3 protein-coding genes are annotated in these 2005 nt (G+C 70.7%); 2 read left to right on the forward strand and 1 reads right to left on the reverse strand.

The window, feature by feature from the left end:
• The first annotated feature begins 129 nt into the window (after positions 1–129).
• Complete coding sequence (locus IE332_RS40420; RefSeq protein WP_189926880.1) at positions 130–1092, forward strand: electron transfer flavoprotein subunit alpha/FixB family protein; 963 nt, start codon at positions 130–132, stop codon at positions 1090–1092.
• A gap of 85 nt (positions 1093–1177) precedes the next feature.
• On the opposite strand, the gene IE332_RS40425 is transcribed toward IE332_RS40420, so the two are convergent.
• Positions 1178–1612, reverse strand: coding sequence for a PhlB family protein (locus tag IE332_RS40425; RefSeq protein ID WP_189926882.1), 435 nt, complete (start codon positions 1610–1612; stop codon positions 1178–1180).
• Between the two features lie 172 nt (positions 1613–1784).
• Here IE332_RS40425 and IE332_RS40430 point away from each other — a divergent pair.
• The coding region (locus tag IE332_RS40430; protein WP_189926884.1) for an acyl-CoA dehydrogenase family protein at positions 1785–2005 on the forward strand (221 nt) is incomplete at its 3' end.

Consider the following 2005-nt stretch of genomic DNA (forward strand, 5'->3'; position numbering starts at 1 on the left):
CAAGGACGAGGGCGAGGGCGGCAAGGCGCTCGCGGGCTTCCTCGCCGACCAGAAGTTCATCTGACCCAGAAGTCCAGCTGAGCCGCACCCACCACCCCTCGAACCTGCGAAACACGGAGACATTGAGCAATGGCTGAGATTCTCGTCCTGGTCGACCACGCCGACGGTGCGGTCCGCAAGCCGGCCCTGGAGCTGCTGACCCTGGCCCGCCGCATCGGCGAGCCGTCCGCCGTCGTCCTGGGCGCCGGTGCCGCGGCCGGCGACATCGCCGCCAAGGCCGCCGAGTTCGGCGCCGCGAAGGTGTACGTCGCCGACGGCGCCGAGTTCACCGACCAGCTGGTCGTCCCCAAGGTGGACGCCCTGGCCCAGATCGCCAAGGCCAACGACGTGGCCGCCGTCCTGGTGACCTCCTCCGGCGAGGGCAAGGAGGTCGCCGCCCGCGTCGCGCTGCGCCTGGGCTCCGGCATCATCACCGACGCGGTGGACCTCCGCGTCGGCGACGAGGGCCCGGTCGCCACCCAGTCGGTGTTCGCCGCCTCGTACACCGTCGAGTCGCGCGTCAGCAACGGCGTGCCGGTCATCACCGTCAAGCCGAACGCCGTCGCCCCGGAGGCCGCTCCGGCCGCCGGCGCGGTGGAGTCCGTGTCGGTGGAGTTCACCGGCAACGCCGCCAAGGTCACCGCGCGCACCCCGCGGGTGTCCACCGGCCGCCCGGAGCTGACCGAGGCCGCGATCGTGGTCTCCGGCGGCCGTGGCGTCGGTGCCGCCGAGGGCTTCGGCGTGGTCGAGGAGCTCGCGGACGCGCTCGGCGCGGCCGTCGGCGCCTCCCGTGCCGCCGTCGACGCCGGCTGGTACCCGCACAGCAGCCAGGTCGGCCAGACCGGCAAGCAGGTCTCCCCGCAGCTGTACGTGGCCAACGGCATCTCGGGCGCCATCCAGCACCGGGCCGGCATGCAGACCTCGAAGACCATCGTGGCCGTCAACAAGGACCCCGAGGCCCCGATCTTCGAGCTGGTCGACTACGGCGTGGTCGGCGACCTCTTCCAGGTGCTGCCGCAGCTCACCGCCGAGGTGACGGCCCGCAAGGGCTGATCCCGCGGGAACACCAGGAGGGCGTGGCACCGGGTACTCGGTGCCACGCCCTCCGTCGTTCGGCCGCCGGCTCGAACCGCTCCGTTCACTCCGCGAAAGCCGCCAGGTGCTGCGTGAATCCTCCCTGGGAGGGCGGCAGCGGACGCGGCTCCTGGTCCTGCACCACGGGCGGTTCCTCCACCGTCAGCAGCCGCAGCTCCGGCTGGTCGGAGTCGGGGGAGGAGAGCAGCCGCACCCGGGTGCCGACCGGCACGGTGCTGCGCAGCCCGTCCACGATGCACCAGACGTCGAAGCCCTCCGCCATGCGGATCAGCGACTTCTGCCGGACGAGCGGCGTCCGGGCCTGCTCGACCGCGCAGCGCCGGACCACGCCGGTGCCCTCGCTGGGCTCCAGCCGGAGGTCGGTGGAGCCGCAGGTGGGGCAGAGCAGCCGCTGGAAGGTCGGGTTGTTGCACCACGCGCAGCGCTGGAAGTACAGCGTCGTGCTGCGGGTGTCGGCATCGATGGCTGAGGGGACCACGCTGTCATCTCCCTGCGCTCGGAGCGGCTTGTTCGGCAGAAGTTCCGCAGAAGTTCGGCACGGAAAGGATAGGGAACTCAGTACCGCCAAGGGAAGGCACTGAGTTCCCTTTTTGCCGCACGCATGCATAATGAAGGGTACTGAGTACCGTCGTGAAACAGGAGTGACGATCATGAGCCAGGACTTCGATCTCTTCCGTATCTCCGAGGAGCACGAGATGCTCCGTGAGGCGGTGCGTTCGCTGGCCGAGGCGAAGATCGCTCCGTTCGCGGCGGAGGTGGACGAGCAGGGGCGGTTCCCGCAGGAGGCGTTGGACGCGTTGCAGGGGAACGACCTGCATGCGGTGCACGTGCCGGAGGTGTACGGCGGTGCGGGTGCGGACGCGTTGGCGAC

It is taken from the genome of Kitasatospora xanthocidica, assembly GCF_014656195.1.
Lineage (GTDB): Bacteria > Actinomycetota > Actinomycetes > Streptomycetales > Streptomycetaceae > Kitasatospora > Kitasatospora xanthocidica.